The organism is Streptomyces poriticola (assembly GCF_036689765.1).
GTDB classification, from domain to species: Bacteria; Actinomycetota; Actinomycetes; order Streptomycetales; family Streptomycetaceae; genus Streptomyces; species Streptomyces poriticola.
This window is the reverse complement of record NZ_JBAGKH010000005.1, coordinates 16,593-33,306: the sequence shown is the minus strand read 5'-3', so window position 1 is coordinate 33,306 and position 16,714 is coordinate 16,593. Positions and strand designations below refer to the sequence as shown.

Here is a 16,714-nt window from a genome sequence, read left to right as displayed (position 1 = left end):
CGGCTCGTGCCGTCGGGTCCCGGACGCTGAAAGCCGGTCAGCCGCTGAGCGCGTACCCGCTGCCCCGCTGTCGCAGCACCGACCCCGACCGCCCCTTGACGACCTCCAGTTGGGCATGGATCCGCCGCCGCAGGTCGGGGACGTGGCTGACGATGCCGACACTGCGGTCGCGTTCGCGCAGCGAGTCCAGCACGTCGAGCACCTCGTCGAGGGTCTGGTCGTCGAGGCTGCCGAAGCCCTCGTCGATGAAGAGGGTGTCCAGACGGACCCCGCCGGCCTCGTCGGTGACGACGTCGGCGAGCCCGAGGGCGAGCGCGAGCGAGGCGAAGAAGGTCTCTCCGCCGGAGAGGGTCGCGGTGTCGCGTTCGCGGCCGGTCCAGGCGTCGACGACGTGCAGTCCGAGGCCGCTGCGCCCGCGCCCGGTGCGGTCGTCGGAGTGGACCAGGGTGTAGCGGCCGGACGACATGCGCCGCAGCCGCACGGTCGCGGCGGCGGCGACCTGTTCCAGCCGGGCCGCGAGGACGTACGACTCGAGGCGCATCCGGCGGGTGTTGTCCGCCGAGGTGCCGGCGGCGAGGGTGGCGAGCCGTGCCACCCGGTCGTGGGCGTCGCGCAGCGGGCCGAGCCGGTGCGCGGCGGCGGTGGCGCCGGCGGAGAGCGTGTCCAGTTCGGCGCAGCGCCGGGCGGCGGCGTCATGGGCGGAGGCCGCGTCGCGCAGCCGCCGGGCGGCGTCGGCGGCCACGTCCTCGGCGGCGGCGAGGCGGGCGGGCGGCTGCCGGGCGGCTGCCGCGGTGTCGTCCTCGGCGAGCAGCGCGCGGACGGCGGCGTCCTCGGTCCGCCAGGAGTCCAGACGGTGCTGGAGTGCGCGGTGGGCGGCGTCGTCGAGCAGGGCGCCGGCTGCGGCCTGCGGGGTGTCGAACCCGGCGCGGAAGGCGGCGTCGGCGAGCCGGGCGTCGGCGTCCTTGAGCCGCTGGGCGGTGTCCTCGGCGAGGCGGGCGGCCTCGGCGGCGTCGGCGAGGCGGGCGGCGTGCCGCTCCAGTTGGGCGGCGCGGGCGGCGACGCTGTCCGCGGCGCCTCTGGCCCGGGCCAGTTCCTCCTCCAGGGTGGCGCGTTCGCGATCCAGCCGCTCGCGGTGGCCCACCCGGGACGCGGCGCGGACGGCGGCCTCCTGCCGGACGGCGGTGCGCCGCTCGTGCTCCTGTTCCGCGCGGCGCAGCTCCTCCTGCGCGGCGTGCAGCCCGGAGGCGGTGGCGCGGGCCCGCGCGTACCGGCGCTCCAGTTCCTCCGCTTCCTCGGCGAGGAGGCCGGCGGGGGTGTTTCCGGCCTCGGCGTCGGCGGCGGCGAGGGCCTCGCGGGCCCGGGCGAGGCGCTGCTCGTCCTCGGCGCGCTGCACATCGGCGGCCTGGTGGGCGGCGACGGCGCGGTCCTCGGCGGCGCGGTCGACGTGGCCGGCGACCTTGCGGGCGGGGGCGGGGTGGTCGGTGGCGCCGCAGACGGTGCAGGGCCGGCCCGGGGAGAGGTGGGCGGCCAGTTCGGCGGCGATGCCGTTCAGCCGCTGTTCCTTCAGGTCGAGCCAGTGGGCCCGGGCTTCGGCCGCGTGTTCGGCGGAGGCGAGGGCTCGCCGACGGGCGGTGTCGGTGGCGGCGGAGAGTTCGTCGCGCTGCCGGGCCGCGGCCAGCCGCTGCTGCGCCGCCTCGCGCCGGTCGGCCAGCCGGGCGGCCTCGGCCACGGCGTCCTGGGCGGTCTCGATGCGCCGCCGGAGGGCGTCGCGGGTGGCGTCCCAGTCGGCGAGCCAGTTTCCCGCCTCGTGGAGGACGTCCTGGTCGGCGCGTTCGTCGCGGTCCAGGCCGGCGCGCTCGGCGGTCAGTTCGGCGAGGCGCCCTTCGGCGCGGCGCGCGGACTCCAGGCCGCCCAGCTCCTCGGTGACGCGCCGCGCCGCGGCGGCCAGCCCGGCCGCGCCGGCGTCGGTGTGGGCGTCCGGCAGCAGCGCACGCGCGCGTGCCTCGGCCTCGGCGGTCCGGCGGTGTTCGGCGTCCGCGGACCGGCGGAGTTCGAGGGCGGGGGCCACCTTCTCGGCCTTGCGGGCGCGCTCCATGCGCTGCTCGTCGGCACGGTGGGTGCCGGCCTGCTCCGCCAGCCGCTCGGCCCGCTCCCGGGCCCCGGCGTACCGGCGCTGCAGCCGGTCGCGTTCGCGTACGTCGGCGAGGTCGCGCTCGGCGGCGGCCTGGGCGGTCTCGGCGGCGCCGAGCCGGCAGCGGGCGGCCGTGAGCTGTTCGCGGGCGGTGCTGCGGGCCACCGCGGCGGCACCGAGCACGGCCTCGGCCAGTCCGGGCTCGCCGGGGGCCAGTTCCGGCAGCTCCATGGCGTCGCCGGCCGCCTGCTGCATGCGGTGGGCGTCGGCGAGCAGTGCGGCGTCGCCCTCGCGCACCCGGGCCTCGGTGGTGCGGCGCAGGTCGGCGAGGTGCTTCTCGACGTCGGCGAAGCGGCGGGTGACGAACAGCCGCCCGAGCAGCTTGCCGCGGGCCTCGGCGTCGGCGCGCAGGAAACGCGCGAAGTCGCCCTGGGGCAGCAGCACGACCTGGCAGAACTGCTCGCGGCTCATGCCGAGCAGCTGGGTGATCTCCTCACCGACCTCCTGGTGGGAGCGGCTGAGGGCCCTCCAGCTCCCGGCTGTGGCGTCGTACTCGCGCAGCCATGTCTGGGCCTTGTCGACGGTGGTGCCCGAGCCGCGTTTCTTGGGCCGCTCCCACGGCGGCTGCCGGGTGATCTCCAGCCGTCGTCCGGCGACGGTGAGGTCGAGGCGCACCTCGGTGCGGGTGCCGGGGGCGGCGTGGTCGCTGCGCAGGGTGAGGCCCTGGGCGCTCTGCCGGGCGCCGGGCACGGAGCCGTACAGGGCGTAGCAGACGGCGTCCAGGACGGAGGTCTTGCCGGCGCCGGTGGGTCCGTGCAGCAGGAAGAGCCCGGCGGCGGACAGGTCGTCGAAGTGGACGGCCTGCGAGCCGCCGAAGGGTCCGAAGGCGGTGAGGTCCAGCCGGTGCAGCCTCATCGGCCCTCCCGCACGTGCATGGTGGCCGGCGGCCTCGCCGTCACCGTGCCACCTCCCGCACGGTCTCGTCGGCGCGCACGGCGTCGAACGCGTCCCGCAGCACGGCCCGTTCCTGCGTGTCCGGGCCTGTGCCGCGCACATGGGCGACGAAGTCCTCGGCGATCTGCCGGTCGTCGCGGCCGGCCAGCCGCCTGGCGTAGGAGACGGCGGGGTCGTCGGGGGCGCGGTCGGGGTCGAAGCCCAGACTGAGGGTGTGCGGGAAGCGCGCGGTGAGCCTGGCCATGGGGTCGTCCGGGCGGACCGGGTCGGTGAGGGTCGCCTCGACCCACGCCTCCTCGTGGCGGGCCAGTTCCGGGTCGGAGAGCAGCTCCTCCAGGGTGCCGCGGAGCCGGGCCAGCGGGCGCGGCACCGGGCAGTCGAGCCGCTCGGCGGTGACGGCGCCGTCGGCGCCCAGGTCCACGAGCCAGAGGCTCTTGCGGTGGGTGGCCTCGGAGAAGGAGTAGGGCAGCGGGGAGCCGGAGTAGCGGACGCGCTCGGTGATGGTCTGACAGCCGTGGAGGTGGCCGAGGGCCACGTAGTCGACGCCGTCGAAGACCCCGGCCGGGACGGCGGCGACCCCGCCGACGGTGATGTCCCGCTCGCTGTCGCTGGGCTCGCCGCCGGTGACGAAGGCGTGCGCCAGGACGACGGAGCGGGTGCCCCGCGCGCGGCTGGCGAGGTCGGCGCGGACCCGGCCCATGGCGGCGGCGAGCACGGTCTCGTGGCTCGCCTTCTCGACGCCGAACTCGCCGCGCACCAGAGCCGGCTCGAGATAGGGCAGCCCGTAGAAGGCCACGGGGCCGTGGGCGTCGTGCAGCAGCACGGGGGTGCCGCATTCGGCGGGCGCGGTCCGCAGATGGATGCCGGCCCGGCCGATCAGCCCGGCGCCGACACCGAGGCGGCGCGCCGAGTCGTGGTTGCCGGAGATCATCACGGTGGGGACGCCGAGCGCGGCCAGGCGGTGCAGGGCGTCGTCGAACAGCTCGACCGCGGCGAGCGGCGGCACCGCCCGGTCGTACACGTCGCCGGAGACGACCACCGCGTCGATGCCGTGCTCGCGCACGGTACTGACGAGGTGGTCGATGAACACCTCCTGGGCGTCGAGCATGTTCACGCGATGGAATGCCCGGCCCAGGTGCCAGTCGGACGTGTGCAGCAGTCTCATGATCCCCCGAGACTAGCCGCCGGGTCCGACACCACGGGCGGTTACTCCCGTATCGACCGTTCCCACGGTGGCATTTACTCCCGCTATGCCCGGCATTCCCCGCTTGCGCGTCCGACCCGTCCGGCCCGTCTGCTCGGCCCGCTCGTCCTGCCCGGCCGTTCAGGCGTCCCCGTACGCCTCGCCGCCCGCCTCGAACCCGGCGGTCCCTGCGGTGGCGTCCGCGAGCCAGGCGCGGAAGGCGTCCACGTCGGCGTCGGGCAGCCCGATCTCCAGGGTGACGGCCTCGCCGTAGTGCACGTCGCGCACCTCGCGTCCGGTGGCGCGCAGATCGTTCTGGAGCTTGCCGGCGCGCTGGTGGTCGACGGTGACCGTGGCCAGCCGGAAGCGGCGCCGGGTGAGGGTGCCGAGCGCGTCGAGGGCCTCGCCGACGGCTCCGCCGTAGGCGCGGATCAGCCCGCCGGCACCGAGTTTGACCCCGCCGAAGTAGCGGGTGACCACGGCCACGACGTACCGCATGTCGCGGCGCAGGAGCATCTGCAGCATGGGGACGCCCGCGGTGCCGCCGGGCTCGCCGTCGTCGCTCGCCTTCTGGATCGCGGCGTCGGCGCCGATGACGTACGCCCAGCAGTTGTGGTTGGCGTCCGCGTGCTCCTTGCGTACGGCCGCGACGAACTCCTGGGCCTCCTGCTCGGTGGCCGCGGGGGCGAGCGTGCACAGAAAGCGGGAGCGGTTGACCTCGGTCTCGTGCACGCCCGCGCGGGCGACCGTGCGGTACTCGTCCTGCATCCGGCCACCCTATGCGCTCACCGGATGCCGCCCCTGGGCACCGTCACGGAGGTGAGCAGGGCCGCGCCGGGGGCGAGGGTGTGCCAGGCGGGGCCGTGCCAGTCCAGGACGGCGATCGCCGAGGTGGGGAACTTCACCCGGACCCGGTCCAGGGTGTCGTCCAGGCCGTCCGCGGCGAGCTCCAGCACCAGGTCCTCGAGCCCGGGATTGTGCCCGACCACCAGCAGCGTCCCGACCTCGTCGGGCACCTCGCGCACCACGGCCAGCAGCTCCGGCACGTCGGCGGCGTACAGCCGCGGTTCCAGCCGCACCGGGGGTGGGGTGCCCCACTCGGCGGAGGCCAGTTCCCAGGTGGCACGCGCGCGCGTGGCGGTGGAGCACAGCGCGAGGTCCGGCAGGCGGTCCGCCTCGGCGAGCGCCCGCCCGGCGGCCGGGGCGTCGCGCCGGCCGCGCCCGGCGAGCGGTCGGTCGTGGTCGGCGACGCCCGCGGGGCGGGCCGACTTGGCGTGCCGCAGCACGACCAGGCGGCGCAGCGGGCCGGCTCCGGCGCGCGCGGTCACGGCGTCGTCCCGAGGCCGCGGGTGAGGTCGAGGCCGAGGAGCCGGTCGGCGTAGGCGTACGTCTCGAAGCGTGCGCCGTCGGGCAGACCGGGGTCGGTCTCGACCCGGTGCAGGACGCGGAGCACCCCAGGTGCGTCCAGGTCGTCCTCCCATGCGGTGCGGAGCTGTCCGCGCACGTCGTCGGGCACGGGGCGGGAGGGGCTGTGCGCCCAGCGGGCGACGGCGCGGCGCCAGCGCGTCAGCGCGGCACGGGCCTCGGCGGCGGTGTCCGGCCCGACCCGGACGGGCTCGCCGCGGGGGCGGACGAGCAGGGCCAGGCGCAGGGCGTACGGGTCGGTGTCGTCCGGGTCGGCCGGACCGTCCCCCGTGACCGGGCCGACGGCCAGCCGCACCCCCTCGGGGGCGGCCGTGGCATCGGCCGGTACGACATGGACGACCTGGGCCTCGCCGAGGCCGGCGCCGAGGTCCCGGTCGTCCTCGAAGGGACGGACGCCCAGCGCGGCGGCGTCGGCGCGCAGCCCGGCCGCGTCGCCGCGGGCGGTCAGCCGTGCCCATACGGGCGTGCCGCCGAGCTCCAGGGCCCGGACCAGCAGGTCGGCGACGAGCAGCACCCGCAGGCCGGTGGTGTCGCGTCCCGGCGCATGTGCCTCGACCCGGGTCAGGCCCCGGCGGACGGGGGCGGCGGGGACCGGCTCACCGGTCCGGGCGTCGATGATGCGCAGCACAGGGCGAGCGTAGGCGGCCGTGGGGCGCGCCGCAGGCGGGCGGCCCGGAAGGCCCGGGAATCTCTGCGGTCCGCGGGCCGTTGTGCGGGGCGGGAGCGCGCACCCGGAGCGTGTCCCGGAGCCCGAGGAGGCCGCAGGTGTACGGCGACGACGCAACCGTCCGCAGGATTCTGACCGAGCTGGGTGACACCTGGGCGGTGGTCGGTCTGTCGTCCAACCGGCGGCGTGCGGCCTACGGCGTGGCGGACGTGCTGCAGCGTTTCGGCAAGCGGGTGGTGCCGGTGCATCCGAAGGCGGAGACGGTCCATGGCGAGCGGGGGTACGCCTCCCTCGCGGACATCCCCTTCGACGTCGATGTGGTCGACGTGTTCGTCAACAGCGCCCTGGCGGGGCCGATCGCCGGCGAGGCGGTGACGAAGGGCGCCGAGGCGGTCTGGTTCCAGCTCGGCGTCGTCGACGAGGCGGCGTTCGAGCGGACCCGCGCGGCGGGCCTGGAGATGGTGATGGACCGCTGCCCCGCGATCGAGATACCGCGGCTCGGGCAGGGCCTCCGTTAGGCGGGGTCGCGACGCGGGCAGCGCTGCTGCCGGGCAGGACGCTCCGCCGGGCAGGCACTCCCGGTGGGGTCAGTCGTGGGTGGGCCGGTCGCGCAGCCGGTGGTCGGCGACGTTCAGCGCCTCGCCCAGCAGTCGGCGCAGATGCCCGTCCCGCAGTGAGTAGACCACCCGGCGCCCCTCTTTTCTGGTCTCCACCAGCCCGGCCAGCCGCAGCCTCGCCAGATGCTGGCTGACCGCGGGCCGGGCCGCTCCACAGGCCTCGGTGAGCGTCGTGACGTCCGCCTCGGCCGTGGTCAGGGTGTGCAGCAGGGCGAGGCGGGTGCGGTCGCCGAGGAGGGCGAGCAGTTCGGCGGCGAGGGCCAGTTGCTCCTCGCTCGGGGTGCGCGGATGCGCATCGTGCGCAGTTGATAGGTGCATGCGTGCGCTCATACGCACATAATGGCGCCGTGGGCAGCGCGCGTCCACCTCCGATTCCGGAAGGGGAACCCGTGAGCGACCGGCATCCGCACCACGGCGGCCACGAACACGTCAGCGACCACCAGCACCCGGGCCAAAGCCACCACAGCCACAGCCACCATCGCCACCACGGCGACCGCACCGGCAGCCACCGCCATGACGACGCGGACCCCGGCCTGCGCCACCGGCTGCGGCATCTCCTCTCCCTCCACTCCCACGAGACCGCCGACAAGGTGGACCCGGCCCTGGAGTCGTCGGCCCGCGGGCTGCGTGCGCTGTGGGTGTCGCTGGCCGTGCTCGGCGCGACCGCACTGGCCCAGGCGGTGGTCGTGGTCGCCTCCGGCTCGGTGGCGCTGCTCGGCGACACGGTGCACAACGCCGCCGACGCGCTGACCGCCGTACCGCTCGCCGTCGCCTTCGTCCTGGGCCGGCGGGCGGCCACGCGCCGTTTCACCTACGGCTACGGCCGGGCCGAGGACCTGGCCGGCATCGTGATCGTGCTGACCATCGCGGCGTCCGCGGCCTTCGCCGCCTGGACGGCGGTGGACCGGCTGTTCGATCCGCGCGACATGGAGCACATCCCGGCGGTGGCGGTGGCCGCGCTGGTCGGCTTCGCCGGCAACGAGTGGGTGGCCCGCTACCGTATCCGGGCCGGCCGCGCGATCGGCTCCGCCGCGCTGGTCGCCGACGGCCTGCACGCCCGGACCGACGGCTTCACCTCGCTGGCGGTGCTGCTGAGCGCCGGAGGTGCGGCGCTGGGCTGGCGGCTCGCCGACCCGCTGGTGGGGCTGGCGATCACGGCCGCGATCACGCTGGTGCTGCGGGACGCGGCGCGCGAGGTGTTCCGGAGGGTGCTGGACGCCGTCGACCCGGCGCTGGTGGACCGGGCCGAGCGGGCGCTGGCCGAGGTGCCGGGCGTGCACGGGGTCGGCGAGCTGCGGCTGCGCTGGATCGGGCACCGGCTGCGCGCCGAGGTGGCCGTGGTGGTGGACGCCGAGGCCACCCTCCGCGAGGCCCACCGCGTCGCCGTGGACGCCGAGCACGCGCTGCTGCACGCCGTACCCCGGCTGACCGCCGCCCTGGTGCACGCCGATCCGGCTCCGGTGCCGGGGGAGGCGGATCCGCATCTGCCGCTGGCCCATCACGCCGCCCCGGCCTGATGCGTCAGGCGGTGCCCAGGCCCTCCAGGACCACCGCGCCGGGCAGCTCGGCGAACGCCTTGCCGGGCACCAGCAGTTTGCCGCGCCGGCGTCCGCTGCCGACGAGGACGTACGGCAGATCGACGACGGCCGAGTCGACCAGCACCGGCCAGCCCTCGGGCAGACCGATCGGCGTGATGCCGCCGTACTCCATGCCGGTCTCGCCGGTGGCGGTGTCCATCGGGGCGAAGGAGGCCTTGCGGGCGCCGAGTCGGCGGCGGACGGCACCGTTGACGTCCACCCGGGTGGTGGAGAGCACGACGCAGGCGGCGAGCGTGGTCCCACCGCCCCGCTTGCCGGTGACCACGACGCAGTTGGCGGACTGTTCGAGCAGCTCGCGGCCGTAGTGCTCGACGAAGACCGCGGTGTCGGCCCACTGCGGGTCGGTGTCGACGTAGACGATCTGCTCGGCGGGGACGCTGCCGCGCCAGTGGCGTACGGCGTCGGCGACCGGGGCGGTCAGCTCGTCGAGCCGCTCGGGGGCCGGCGCGGCGGTGTCGAAGTGTCCGATGGGTGCGTCCATGGCGGCACGCTAGCAAGGGCGGCAGTGACGGAGCCGGGCCGTCTCACCGCACGGGCGGCACCGAGACGGCCATGACCATCTCCATCGGTACGTCGCCCGCGTTGCCGTACGTGTGCGGGGTGGCCGCCTCGAAGGAGGCGCTGGCGCCGGCCGGCACCCGGAACTCGGCGCCGTCCACGGTGAGGGTCAGTTCCCCGGCGGTGACGTGCACCAGCTCGACGGTGCCGACGGGGTGCGGGTCGGAGGGGCTGTTCTCCCCCGGCATCAGCCGCCAGTCCCACATCTCCAGCGGCCCGGGGGCCTCGGTTCCGGCCAGCAGCCGGTTGTAGCTGCCGGCGTCGGTGTGCCAGAGCCGTACCGCCTGCTCCGCGGGCACGACACGGACGACCGGGCCCTGTTCGTAGTCGAGCAGCGTGGTGACGCTGACCCCGAGCGCGTCGCCGATCTTCACCACGGTGCCGATGCTGGGGTTGGTGCGGGCCTGCTCGATCTGGATGAGCATGCCGCGGCTGACCCCGGCGCGAGCGGCGAGCGTGTCCAGGGTGAATCCACGCTCGGCGCGCCAGCGCTTGACGTTGCGTGCCAGGGACTGGGTCAGCAGGTCGAGGTCGGCCACGATCCGTCCATTGTTCCGTCCATTGTTCCCGTCCGTCTTCCCGTCCGCCGTCGCGGCTCCACCCGTCCGCCGTCGCGGCTCCGCTTCCGCAGTGCGGGCTGGTGAACTACCGCCGGGTGCACCTGATCGTCCATCGAACTGTACTGCCAGCGACCGTGTCCGGCCGATCGGCCGGGCTCAGGCCTCGGCGTCCAGCCGGGCCAGGTCGGCCGCCGCGGCCTCGTCCAGCTCCGCCAGGGCGCGCAGCTGGTCCGGTGTGGTGCCGTCCGGTATCGGCACCGGGGCCGGGGTCCGCAGCGGCGGCTGCCAGCCGGCGTCCGGGGTCCAGCGACGTACGACGCGGGCGGGTGCGCCCGCGACCACGGCGTGGTCGGGCACCCGGCCGCGGACCACCGCGCCCGCGGCCACCACCACGTTCCGCCCGATACGCGCACCGGGGAGGATCACCGCGCCGGTGCCGATCCAGCAGCCGGGGCCGATCTCCACCGGCTCCATGCGGGGCCACTGCTTGCCGATGGGCTGGTCCGGATCGTCGTAGGAGTGGTTCGTGGAGGTGACGTAGACGTACGGGCCGAAGTAGCAGTCGCTGCCTATGGTGACCGAGGTGTCGGCGATGACGTGGCTGCCCCGGCCCAGGACCACGCCGTCGCCGATGCGCAGGATCGGCTCCGGGCCGAGGTCGAGGTCGGGCATGAGCCCGGCGGTCAGGGTGACCTGCTCGCCGATGATGCAGTGGGCGCCCAGCTCGATCCAGGGCTCACCGAAGACCGTGCCGAGCGGGAAGGCGAGCCGGGTGCCGGTGCCCAGGGCGCGGAAGCGCAGGCGCCCGGGGTGTTCTGCGGTGACGGAGCCGGTGCGCTGCACCCAGGCCCAGCCCGCGTGGACGGCCCGCTGCGCGAGGCGGCGCCGCCAGGATGAGAACGTGTTCTTGCGCTTCGGCACCCGCTCACGGTACTCAGCACGCCGTACGGCCATGCGGCCGGAGCCCTGTGATCTTCGCCCCACCGGGTGGCGTACGGTGCTCTGCATCACCCGACCAGGAGGCGACGATGACGCAGAAGGCGCTGATCACGGGCATCGGCGGCAAGGAACCGAAGGTGGACCAGGAGGCGTTCGTGGCGCCGGCGTCCACCGTGATCGGGGACGTGACGCTGCACGCCGGGGCGAGTGTCTGGTACGGGGCGGTGCTGCGCGGCGACGTCGAGTCGATCACGGTCGGTGCGAGCAGCAACGTCCAGGACAACTGCACGCTGCACGCCGACCCGGGTTTCCCCGTCACGGTCGGCGAGCGGGTGTCGATCGGTCACAACGCCGTCGTGCACGGTGCGAGCATCGGCGACGACTGCCTGATCGGCATGGGTGCCACGGTCCTCAACGGTGCGGTGATCGGCTCCGGTTCGCTGATCGCCGCGCAGGCCCTGGTACCGCAGGGCATGGAGGTGCCGCCGGGCTCACTGGTCGCGGGGGTGCCGGCGAAGGTGCGGCGGCAGCTGACCGACGAGGAACGGGAGGGGGTCACGCTCAACGGGACGGTGTACGCGGAGCTGGCTGTGGCCCATCGCGGGGTGCACGGAGCGGCGTGAGCGCCGGCCTCGGGCCCGGGGACGTCTCCGGTTCGGCGACGGTGTCCGGGCAGTCCCCCGGCGCGGGGCCCGGAGCGGCGTTGCGGCGACCACGAGGGCGGGCGCGGCCCGCGCGCTTGCGGTGACCTGCTCGGCGGGACGTCCGGCGCCAGGGTGACCGGCGGGGACGGGGAGCCCGCGCGGCCCGGCGCCGACAGGGTGCGGCCCGCGCCCACCCGTGCCGCCCTCGGGGTACCTCCCGGGCCCTTCATGCGCTGGGGAAGGCACGACCGCCCACGGGGCCGGGCGAGACCGGCCACCCCGGCCGCAGCAGCACCGAACACTCCGGGACGCGACACCCCAGCAGCCACGACCGTCCACGGCCCGGCAGGGCCGGCCAACCCGGCCGCGGCGGCAGCGGCCACTCGGCGTGGGTGCCGCCCTGGGGGTACCTCCCAGGCCCTTGAGCCACTGAGGGAACGGCCACCCACGGACGGGCGAGACCGGCCACCCCGGCCGCGGCGACAGCGGCCGGGCAGTGTGGGTGCCCGGCCCGGTGGAGGACTTGCCGTGGGACAGGGCGGCGGCTAGGTCGAGGCCGCGTGCTCGCTGCTGCCCCGGTGCGGTTGGCCGTGGTCCACGCTGCCCCCGCCGCGGGGCCGCGGATCCGAGTGGCGGTACCGTCGCGGGAGGTCGGCCCACCCCCCGTGCCCCTGTCTCTCCCGTCCTTCCTGCTCTTGTCGCCCTCGTTCTTCCTGCTCTTGGCGCCCGCGTTCTTGTCGCCCTTGATCGTCCCGCCCGCGTCCGTCCCTCCCCCGCTCGGCTCCTCCTCGGCGGGTTTCCGAAGGGCTCGGATCCGTTGCGCCGGGCGGCTCCGGGTCCGGTGGGCGCACCTCGGGCTGCCGCTCCCCCTCGGGCCGGCCCTTGTCCTGCGGCCGGTCCGTCCGCGCCGGCCCGTCCGTCCTCGGCGGTGCGTCGTCCTTCCCTGACGGATTCTTCTGCGGTGCCCCGTCCTTCGACAGCGGAACGTCCTCGTGCACCCTCGGCTCCCTGGTGTCGCGCGTCCGGGGCTGGTCGGACGGGCCGGTGTCGAGCAGCCAGCGCTGGCCGGCGGATCCGTCGCGCGTCGCGACGGCCACGGCACCGTCCGGACCGCCGGCGACGACGCTGCCGGTCCCGCCGCGCAGGAGGAGTTCACCGCGGACGGTGAGGTCGTAGCGCACCTCACCCGGATGTACCACACAACCCGCGAGGAGGACCGACCCCGTATCGGCGTCGGAGCCGAGACAGCGGGTGGGATCGGCGACGCCGCGCAGCAGTCCGTCCTCCCGGTACGACCACTGCTGTGAGGCGGCCGCGGAGCACTCCGCCAGGGTCACCCCGGCGCCCCCGTCCGCTCCTCCGTCGCGGGCGTCGAGGCACAGGCCGACCGCGAGGTTCCGCAGCCGGCCGCGGGCGACCTCCTGAGCGTGGTCCGCGCCGGGCCGGGTCCCGGGGCCCGGCCCGGCACTGCTGGGGGCTCCCCAGGTGGCGCCGGGCCCGGTCTCGCCGCCCTCGGACCAGCCGCGGGTGACCAGCGCGGTCGCGAGGAGTGCGAGGGAGGCCAGGCCGACGCCGACGGCCACGGCCCGGCCCCGCCGTCCTGGAACCGCCGGGAGACCGGCCGTCCCGGACGCGCCGGTGCGGACCCGCAGTCGGTGGCGTCCGCCGCCGTCTGCCCGGCCTGCCGCCTGCCGGGCAGGATGCGCGGCGGCGGTGCGGCCGGGGCGCGAGTCGTAGTAGCGCCGGGCGCCCCAGCCCAGCACCGTCTCGGCGAGAAGGAGGCCGGTGGCGGCCTCGGCCCGGCCGATCTGTTGGACGGCGTCGCGACAGTACCGGCACTCCGTCAGATGCCGGCGCACATCAGGCAGCAGTACCCCGCCGCGGCGCACGGGACCGTCCAGGAGCCGGTTGTAGTAGCCGCATTCCCGGGTGGGGGCGAGTTCCCGGTGTGCGGAGACGCAGCCGTCCCGGAATTGTTCGCGGGCCCGCTGCAGGGCGGCCGATGCGGTGGCGGCGTCCACTCCCAGCAGACCGGCCGGTACGGAAATCGGCTGGCCTTCTGCCTCGGCATGCCAGAGCAGGCATTGGGAGGCCGCGGGTAGTGCCCGGAATGCATGCTCTGCGATATGCCGCCTTTCGGGTGTCCCGGTACGCGCGGCACGCAGTCCGCGACCTCCGGTGGGTTTGCGGAGTTCGGGCAGCAGTGCGCTTATGCGGTCGTCGTCCGCCCAGCCGGCGACGGTCTGCCGGACGGTGACCAGCACCTGGGGGCGCAGCGCCCCGGCGACCGGCCCGGCGAGCACCTCCCGAAGGGCGGCGGTGGCGGCCAGCGCGGCCGGATCCGCCGCGGAGGCACAGCAGATGACGGCGTACTCGTAGGCCGCACGCCAGTGCCGGGCCAGCAGCAGGGCGACGGCACGCGGGCCCTCCCGGGAATCGCCGACGGCGGCGAGGAGATCGCGGTCGGAATCCTGCGAGGCCGCCCCGGGGCACGGCGGGTACGGCGGGCGTGGGGGGTGAGCGGATTGCACTGAACCCATTCCTTCCAGTGCGACATCGGTGCATACCTGCCGTGAGTGCGGGCTTGGCCGCTCACGGGTGGCTCACACTCGCACAACTCACCGAGAACGAACAAGGAGTTCGACCGACCATCATTCACCGTGCGGAAATTCCCGCGGAGTTACCGCGGGTATACGTACCGGCTTTCGCAATTTCGAGGTCGACTCGTCGTCAAGTCGTGGACATAGAGAGCCGGATGACGCCGCGGTCTCCACGAAATCTCCGGATCCGGCGGGAAAGACCCGGGGCCCCGGCCCGGGCACGGTGCCCGGGCCGGGGCCCTGGGGGTCGCGGGCCGGACCCCGGGAGGTCGTCGGCCGGATCGCGGCTCAGCCGTTGGGGCGCAGGGTCCACACGACGGTCATCTCGCCGGTGACGGCGCCGTCCGCACGCCGGATGGCGACCTCCACCGGGAACTCGGGCCGCTCGCCCTCGTCCAGTTCGGCGACGACATCGGCGATCGGGCGCCCCAGCGTCGCGGTGGCGGTGACCGGGCCGAGCGCGATCTTCTTGAACGCGATCTCCGCGGTGACCGGCAGCGGCACGGCACGGGAGAGCTGGTCCCCGAAGGCCGCCAGGACGACGGCACCGCTCGCGGACTCTCCGAGGGTGAACATGGCTCCGGCGTGCGGCCCGCCCACGTGGTTGCGGTACTCGCTCTGGTCCGGCAGGGCCAGCACGGCCTTCTCCGGGGTGGTCTCCAGGTACTCCAGGTTCAGGGTGCACCGTGGCGGCGAGCATCTCGCCGATCGACATCTGGTCTGCGCTCATGGCGACAGGTTACCCGCGAGTAGGAAGAGGGGCCAGATCCGGCCGCCCGATCGCCTCGGCCGATCGCGACCACCCCCCGGGCGTCCGGATCTTCCGGTTCCCGCTTTCGGTACGTCCCTGACAAGGGGCGGTGACCGAATCGTTTCCCGGACGCGGCTAGGGTTGCTGCCCATGTGGCCAGGACAGCAGCCGCCCGGGGGCGAGCAGAATCCGCAGCAGAACCCGCAGAACAACCCGTATCAGCAGCCGGGGTACCAGCAGCCGAATCCGTACCAGCAGCCCGGCTACCAGCAGCCCAACTCCTACGCGCAGCAGCCGCAGTGGGGTGCCACCCAGCCGGTGGGCGCCCCGCAGCCGCCCACCAGGGGCGGCGGGAACCAGACCAAACTGGTCGCGATCGTGGCGGCCACGGCCGTGGTGATCGCCGCCGGAGTCACGGGCTTCCTGGTGCTGGGCGGTGACAAGGACGACCAGGCGGACGGCGGCAAGGACGAGAAGCCGTCGGCGAGCGCGTCGGCGGATCCGAGCAAGTCACCCGAGGAGAGCCCCTCCGGTTCGGACGACAACCCGCGCGGCGGTGACGAGCTGAAGCCGACCGTCCCGGGCTGGAAGGTCGTCGCCAACCCGCGCTTCGGCACCCTGTTCGACGTACCCGCCGACTGGGAGATCGAGAACACGGGTACCAGCGTCGGCTTCGAGTGGGAGGACGAGGACGGCAAACTGGACCGGACCACCGTCACCGCTCCCGCCTATCTGAAGTCCGAGTGGTGCACGACCGACGACAACAAGGACGGCCGCGAGGAGCACACCGCCCTCGTCACCGCCGGCACGCGCGGCGAGAACGGCGCCAAGGACTCCGACGAGGCGGCCGAGACCCGGGTGCCGTGGTGGATCTTCGGCGGCTACACGCAGCCGGACAAGAAGAGCGTGAAGTACGACAAACCGAAGGCGTACACGACCAAGTCCGGGATCAAGGGCAGCATCGCCACAGCCCACTCGGTGAACACCCCGCAGAAGGGCAAGTGCGCCACCGACGGCAAGGCGATCACCTTCGCGTTCAAGAACGGTGCGGGCGATTTCGTCACCTGGAACCTGTACGGCGCCAAGGGTGTCGACGAGGAGATCCCGGAGGCGACCGTGCAGAAGATCCTGAGCACCGTGCGGCTGACCGAGGAGCCGCCCACGGAGTCCTGACCCGCACGGGTCAGCCGATGCCGAACGCCCCCTCGGGAGGCTCGGGCGAAGGTACCGCGTCCGCGTCCCGAACCGGCACGGCGTCGCCGGTGAACTCGCGCAGGGCGGCGCTGTGCACCACCCGGGCCGGGAAGGCGTCGGCGGCCGTGCGCCGGGCCAGTACCGCGGTGTCGAGGGGCCGGTGCGCGGCCACCAGTACCGCGTTTCCGAACCGGCGGCCGCGCAGCACACCCGGCTCGGCGATCAGCACCAACTCCTCGAACACAGTGCCGAACGTGGCGAGCTGGGAGCGGAGGAAGGCGAACGGCGCGGAGTCGGCGAGGTTGGCGAGGTAGACCCCGTCCGGCCGCAGCGCCCGAGCGGCCTCGCGGGCATAGCCGAGCGAGGTCAGATGGGCGGGCACCCGGGAACCGCCGAAGACGTCGGCGACCAGCAGGTCCGCCGAGTCCGCCGGGGCCGCCGCGAGCCAGGCGCGGGCGTCGGCCGGGTGCAGGGCGATGCCGGAACCGTCCGGCAGCGGCAGTTCCTCGGCGACCAGCTCCAGCAGGCCCCGGTCGGCCTCCACCACGTCTTGCCGGGAGCCGGGCCGGGTAGCGGCGACGTACCGGGGCAGGGTGAGCGCCCCGCCGCCCAGGTGCAGCACGTCCAGTGGGCGCCCCGGCCCGGCGACGGTGTCCAGGACGTGCCCGAGGCGCCGCGTGTACTCGAACTCCAGGTGCTCCGGCTCGTCCAGGTCGACGTACGACTGCGGGGCCCCGTCGACCGTCAGCAGCCAGGCCCGCTTCCGGTCGACGTCGGGCATCAGCTTGGCAGTACCGTGGTCGACGGCCCGGCTGACGGGGATCGGCTCGTTCACGCGCTCCATTGTGCCGGGGCCCGTACGGGTGCCCGTCCCCCCGGAGGCCCGACCCTGG

At 74.9% G+C, this 16,714-nt stretch carries 15 protein-coding genes and 1 pseudogene; 4 read left to right on the top strand and 12 right to left on the bottom strand.

The window, feature by feature from the left end:
• Positions 1-37: 37 nt before the first annotated feature.
• The 5 genes from V5O46_RS10115 to V5O46_RS10095 all read right to left on the bottom strand — a co-directional run bounded on the left by V5O46_RS10115 (position 38) and on the right by V5O46_RS10095 (position 6,321).
• The gene (locus V5O46_RS10115; RefSeq protein ID WP_332884172.1) at positions 38-3,046 is read right to left on the bottom strand and encodes an SMC family ATPase; all 3,009 of its coding nucleotides are present in this window, start codon (positions 3,044-3,046) and stop codon (positions 38-40) included.
• Between the two features lie 40 nt (positions 3,047-3,086).
• The gene (locus V5O46_RS10110) at positions 3,087-4,250 is read right to left on the bottom strand and encodes an exonuclease SbcCD subunit D (RefSeq protein WP_332884171.1); all 1,164 of its coding nucleotides are present in this window, start codon (positions 4,248-4,250) and stop codon (positions 3,087-3,089) included.
• Between the two features lie 159 nt (positions 4,251-4,409).
• Positions 4,410-5,036: a YigZ family protein gene (locus tag V5O46_RS10105; protein WP_332884170.1), complete on the bottom strand. Its 627-nt coding sequence runs from the start codon at positions 5,034-5,036 to the stop codon at positions 4,410-4,412.
• A gap of 17 nt (positions 5,037-5,053) precedes the next feature.
• A complete protein-coding gene (locus V5O46_RS10100) occupies positions 5,054-5,596 on the bottom strand; it encodes a SixA phosphatase family protein (RefSeq protein WP_332884169.1) in 543 nt (180 codons plus the stop codon).
• The gene (locus tag V5O46_RS10095) at positions 5,593-6,321 is read right to left on the bottom strand and encodes a hypothetical protein (protein ID WP_332884168.1); all 729 of its coding nucleotides are present in this window, start codon (positions 6,319-6,321) and stop codon (positions 5,593-5,595) included. The genes V5O46_RS10100 and V5O46_RS10095 overlap by 4 nt, the downstream gene beginning before the upstream one ends.
• 137 nt (positions 6,322-6,458) lie before the next feature.
• Here V5O46_RS10095 and V5O46_RS10090 point away from each other — a divergent pair, with 137 nt between their 5' ends.
• Positions 6,459-6,878, top strand: coding sequence for a CoA-binding protein (locus V5O46_RS10090; protein WP_332884167.1), 420 nt, complete (start codon positions 6,459-6,461; stop codon positions 6,876-6,878).
• Between the two features lie 69 nt (positions 6,879-6,947).
• On the opposite strand, the gene V5O46_RS10085 is transcribed toward V5O46_RS10090, so the two are convergent.
• The gene (locus V5O46_RS10085; protein ID WP_332884166.1) at positions 6,948-7,307 is read right to left on the bottom strand and encodes an ArsR/SmtB family transcription factor; all 360 of its coding nucleotides are present in this window, start codon (positions 7,305-7,307) and stop codon (positions 6,948-6,950) included.
• A gap of 59 nt (positions 7,308-7,366) precedes the next feature.
• Between V5O46_RS10085 and V5O46_RS10080 the strand changes: the two genes are divergently transcribed.
• Positions 7,367-8,494, top strand: a complete 1,128-nt coding sequence (locus tag V5O46_RS10080; RefSeq protein WP_332884165.1) for a cation diffusion facilitator family transporter — start codon at positions 7,367-7,369, stop codon at positions 8,492-8,494.
• A gap of 4 nt (positions 8,495-8,498) precedes the next feature.
• On the opposite strand, the gene V5O46_RS10075 is transcribed toward V5O46_RS10080, so the two are convergent.
• The 3 genes from V5O46_RS10075 to V5O46_RS10065 form a co-directional block, all read right to left on the bottom strand.
• Positions 8,499-9,056 carry a YbaK/EbsC family protein gene (locus V5O46_RS10075; RefSeq protein WP_332884164.1) on the bottom strand — a complete coding sequence of 186 codons (558 nt, stop codon included), beginning with the start codon at positions 9,054-9,056 and terminating at the stop codon, positions 8,499-8,501.
• A gap of 43 nt (positions 9,057-9,099) precedes the next feature.
• Positions 9,100-9,672 (bottom strand): helix-turn-helix domain-containing protein, encoded by a 573-nt coding sequence (locus V5O46_RS10070; protein WP_332884163.1) that lies wholly within the window; start codon positions 9,670-9,672, stop codon positions 9,100-9,102.
• Between the two features lie 177 nt (positions 9,673-9,849).
• Complete coding sequence (locus tag V5O46_RS10065; protein ID WP_332884162.1) at positions 9,850-10,614, bottom strand: acyltransferase; 765 nt, start codon at positions 10,612-10,614, stop codon at positions 9,850-9,852.
• 107 nt (positions 10,615-10,721) lie between these two features.
• On the opposite strand from V5O46_RS10065, the gene V5O46_RS10060 reads away from it, so the two are divergent.
• Positions 10,722-11,255 (top strand): gamma carbonic anhydrase family protein, encoded by a 534-nt coding sequence (locus tag V5O46_RS10060; RefSeq protein ID WP_332884161.1) that lies wholly within the window; start codon positions 10,722-10,724, stop codon positions 11,253-11,255.
• Between the two features lie 566 nt (positions 11,256-11,821).
• On the opposite strand, the gene V5O46_RS10055 is transcribed toward V5O46_RS10060, so the two are convergent.
• Both V5O46_RS10055 and V5O46_RS10050 read right to left on the bottom strand, forming a co-directional pair.
• On the bottom strand, positions 11,822-13,807 hold the full coding sequence (locus V5O46_RS10055) for a ricin-type beta-trefoil lectin domain protein (protein ID WP_332884160.1): 1,986 nt from the start codon (positions 13,805-13,807) through the stop codon (positions 11,822-11,824).
• A gap of 357 nt (positions 13,808-14,164) precedes the next feature.
• Positions 14,165-14,591: pseudogene (locus V5O46_RS10050) on the bottom strand (DUF4442 domain-containing protein).
• A 186-nt stretch (positions 14,592-14,777) separates the two neighbouring features.
• Between V5O46_RS10050 and V5O46_RS10045 the strand changes: the two are divergent.
• A complete protein-coding gene (locus V5O46_RS10045; RefSeq protein ID WP_332884159.1) occupies positions 14,778-15,800 on the top strand; it encodes a hypothetical protein in 1,023 nt (340 codons plus the stop codon).
• Between the two features lie 10 nt (positions 15,801-15,810).
• Here V5O46_RS10045 and V5O46_RS10040 read toward each other — a convergent pair whose 3' ends face one another.
• The gene (locus tag V5O46_RS10040; protein WP_332884158.1) at positions 15,811-16,656 is read right to left on the bottom strand and encodes a spermidine synthase; all 846 of its coding nucleotides are present in this window, start codon (positions 16,654-16,656) and stop codon (positions 15,811-15,813) included.
• Positions 16,657-16,714 lie beyond the last annotated feature (58 nt).

Coding starts and splice junctions, on each gene's coding strand:
- V5O46_RS10115 (WP_332884172.1), bottom strand. CDS start 3,046: ATGAGGCTGCACCGGCTGGACCTCACCGCCTTCGGACCCTTCGGCGGC.
- V5O46_RS10110 (WP_332884171.1), bottom strand. CDS start 4,250: ATGAGACTGCTGCACACGTCCGACTGGCACCTGGGCCGGGCATTCCAT.
- V5O46_RS10105 (WP_332884170.1), bottom strand. CDS start 5,036: ATGCAGGACGAGTACCGCACGGTCGCCCGCGCGGGCGTGCACGAGACC.
- V5O46_RS10085 (WP_332884166.1), bottom strand. CDS start 7,307: ATGAGCGCACGCATGCACCTATCAACTGCGCACGATGCGCATCCGCGC.
- V5O46_RS10075 (WP_332884164.1), bottom strand. CDS start 9,056: ATGGACGCACCCATCGGACACTTCGACACCGCCGCGCCGGCCCCCGAG.
- V5O46_RS10060 (WP_332884161.1), top strand. CDS start 10,722: ATGACGCAGAAGGCGCTGATCACGGGCATCGGCGGCAAGGAACCGAAG.
- V5O46_RS10045 (WP_332884159.1), top strand. CDS start 14,778: ATGTGGCCAGGACAGCAGCCGCCCGGGGGCGAGCAGAATCCGCAGCAG.